3 protein-coding genes are annotated in these 3,013 nt (G+C 74.1%); 2 read left to right on the forward strand and 1 reads right to left on the reverse strand.

The window, feature by feature from the left end; genetic code table 11:
* Window positions 1–89 precede the first annotated feature (89 nt).
* Window positions 90–887, reverse strand: a complete 798-nt coding sequence (locus AOK22_RS37565) for a class I SAM-dependent methyltransferase (RefSeq protein WP_079037089.1) — start codon at window positions 885–887, stop codon at window positions 90–92.
* A gap of 169 nt (window positions 888–1,056) precedes the next feature.
* On the opposite strand from AOK22_RS37565, the gene mshA reads away from it, so the two are divergent.
* Both mshA and AOK22_RS37575 read left to right on the forward strand, forming a co-directional pair.
* Window positions 1,057–2,412, forward strand: a complete 1,356-nt coding sequence (gene mshA / locus AOK22_RS37570; RefSeq protein WP_055703139.1) for a D-inositol-3-phosphate glycosyltransferase — start codon at window positions 1,057–1,059, stop codon at window positions 2,410–2,412.
* The gene (locus AOK22_RS37575) at window positions 2,405–2,935 is read left to right on the forward strand and encodes a type III secretion system chaperone family protein (RefSeq protein ID WP_055703137.1); all 531 of its coding nucleotides are present in this window, start codon (window positions 2,405–2,407) and stop codon (window positions 2,933–2,935) included. The genes mshA and AOK22_RS37575 overlap by 8 nt, the downstream gene beginning before the upstream one ends.
* Window positions 2,936–3,013: the final 78 nt, after the last annotated feature.

Below are 3,013 nucleotides of genomic sequence, written 5' to 3' on the forward strand. Positions count from 1 at the left end.
ACCCCGGGGCGGAGGGGGCTCCAGGGACGGGGGGAGGGGGCGGAAGCTCCAGGGTCGGGGGCGGAGATCCCGGCGGTGAGTCGGCTCCGTCAGCTCCCCCGCGGCGCCAACGCCTCCCACCGCACCGTCACTTCCCCCTGCCGCCACCGCGAAGTCCCGTCGGTCACCGGCCAGTCGGCACTCAGGTCCCGTACCGCCCTGATCCACCGCTGCCGGGCCCCGTACGACGCGTACGGCGCCGCCGCCGCCCAGGCCCGGTCGAAGTCCCGCAGGAACGCGTGCACCGGCTCGCCCGGCACGTTCCGGTGGATCAGCGCCTTCGGCAGCCGCTCGGCCAGGTCGGAGGGCTGCTCCAGGGAGCCGAGGCGCGTCGCGAAGGTCACCGTGCGCGGCCCCTCGGGGCCGAGCGCCACCCACACGTGCCGCCGCCCGATCTCGTCGCACGTGCCCTCGACCAGCAGCCCGCCCGGGGCCAGACGCGCGCGGAGCCGCTCCCAGACGGCGGCGACCTGCTCCTCGTCGTACTGCCGCAGGACGTTCGCCGCGCGGATCAGCACCGGGCTGCCCGGCAGCGGCACCTCGAAGCCGCCGTGCCGGAAGGCGAGCCCCTCGCGGGCGTACGGCGCGGCGGCGGCGACCCGCGCCGGGTCGATCTCGATGCCGACCACGCGCGCGTGCGGCGCCGCCGTGCGCAGCCGGAGCAGCAGCTCGACGGCGGTCCAGGGGGAGGCGCCGTAGCCGAGGTCGACGGCGACGGGGTCGTCGGCGCGGCGGAGCGCGGCGCCGTGGACGGCGGCGATCCAGCGGTCCATGCGGCGCAGACGGTTCGGGTTCGTGGTCCCGCGCGTCACCGTGCCCACGGGGCGGGAGGCGGTGCGTGGGGCCATGAGGAAAGGGTATGCGGGGGCGACGGCGGGGGAGAGCAGAGTAACGCTTTGGCAAAAAGGGTCAGTGGGACGGAGCAGTGGAAATGGAGCAGGGTCCTCCGGTGTTCCCCCTCTGGAGGACCCGTACGCCCTCCCCGTTGTCATGCCCGTACGCAAGGAGGACCGCCACGTGAGCCAGTACGTGTCCAGGCTCGGGCGTCGCTCCCCGGCGGCACCCTCACGGCTCCGTATCCCCGGCACCCACCGGCGCCCGCGCCGCGTTGCCATGCTCAGCGTGCACACCTCGCCGCTCCACCAGCCCGGCACGGGCGACGCGGGCGGCATGAACGTCTACATCGTCGAGCTCGCCAAGCGCCTCGCCGCGATCAACGTCGAGGTCGAGATCTTCACGCGCGCCACCACCGGCGCCCTCCCGCCCACCGTGGAGCTGGCGCCCGGCGTCCTCGTGCGCCACGTCGACGCGGGCCCCTACGAAGGCCTCGCCAAGGAAGAGCTCCCGGCCCAGCTGTGCGCCTTCACGCACGGCGTGATGCAGGCCTGGGCGGGCCACCGCCCCGGGTACTACGACCTGGTCCACTCCCACTACTGGCTCTCCGGCCACGTCGGCTGGCTCGCCGCCGAACGCTGGGGCGTCCCCCTCGTCCACGCCATGCACACCATGGCGAAGGTCAAGAACGCGGCGCTGGCCGACGGCGACACCCCCGAGCCGGCCGCCCGCGTGATCGGCGAGACGCAGATCGTGCGCGCCGCCGACCGTCTCGTCGCCAACACCTCCGAAGAGGCCGACGAGCTCGTACGCCACTACGAGGCCGACCCCGGGAAGGTCGCCGTCGTCCACCCGGGCGTGAACCTCGACCGCTTCCGCCCCGCCGACGGGCGCGCGGCGGCCCGCCGGCGCCTCGGTCTGCCGCAGGACGCGCTCGTCCCGATCTTCGCGGGCCGCATCCAGCCCCTGAAGGCCCCCGACATCCTGCTGCGCGCGGTCGCCGTGCTGCTGGAGGAGCGGCCGTCGCTGCGCTCGAACATCGTCGTCCCCATCGTCGGCGGCCCCAGCGGCAGCGGGCTCGCCAAGCCCGAGGGCCTGCAGAAGCTGGCGGCGAAGCTGGGCATCTGCGACGTGGTGCGCTTCCAGCCGCCGGTGGGCCAGGAACAGCTCGCGGACTGGTTCAGGGCGGCGTCCGTCCTGGTCATGCCCTCCTACAGCGAGTCCTTCGGCCTCGTCGCCATCGAGGCGCAGGCGGCGGGCACGCCGGTCCTCGCGGCGTCGGTGGGCGGCCTGCCCGTCGCCGTCCGCGACGAGGTCACCGGCTTCCTGGTCCCCGACCACGAACCGGCCCACTACGCGCGCGTGCTGCGCGAATTCGCCGACCATCCCCACCTGGTGGACCGCATGGGCGCCGCAGCGGCGCGGCACGCGGAGTCCTTCGGCTGGGACACGGCGGCGTCCGCGACGGCGGACGTCTACACCGCGGCGATGCACGACTTCCGCGCCGCGCACCGTCACGTACGCTCGCACCATGGCTGAGCGGGCGGACCAGGCGGAGCGGCGGGCACGGGTGGGCGATGACACCGCGTCGATCATCGAGCGGACGCTGGACGACGCCGAGCTGGAGTGGGAGTCCCCCGAGCCGGGCGCGTACGTGGTGAAGCTGCCGGGCACGCGCAAGCTCTCCACGACGCTGTCGCTGAAGGTGGGCAACCACTCCCTCTCCCTGAACGCCTTCGTGATCCGCCACCCGGACGAGAACCACGAGGCGGTCCACCGCTGGCTCCTGGAGCGGAACCTCCGCCTGTACGGGGTGAGTTACGCGATCGACTCCCTCGGCGACATCTACCTCGCCGGCAAGCTGCCGCTGGCCGCGGTGACGCCCGCGGAACTGGACCGCCTCCTCGGCTCGGTGCTCTCCGCGTCGGACGACTCCTTCAACACGCTCCTGGAGCTCGGGTTCGCGTCGGCGATCCGCAAGGAGTACGAGTGGCGCGTCTCGCGCGGAGAGTCCACGCGGAACCTGGACGCGTTCACACATCTGACCCAGCCGGGGCGCTAGCGCCGGCCGGAGCGAGGGTGCCCGCCCGTGCGCCCCGCACCGCGCGGTGAACCCCCGCCCTCTCCACCCGGACCCCGT

Source organism: Streptomyces silaceus, assembly GCF_001419745.1.
Lineage (GTDB): Bacteria > Actinomycetota > Actinomycetes > Streptomycetales > Streptomycetaceae > Streptomyces > Streptomyces silaceus.

What these genes read in the sequence shown, in the direction of transcription:
- AOK22_RS37575 (WP_055703137.1), top strand. Translation starts at nt 2,405, where the DNA reads ATGGCTGAGCGGGCGGACCAGGCGGAGCGGCGGGCACGGGTGGGCGAT.
- AOK22_RS37565 (WP_079037089.1), bottom strand. Translation starts at nt 887, where the DNA reads ATGGCCCCACGCACCGCCTCCCGCCCCGTGGGCACGGTGACGCGCGGG.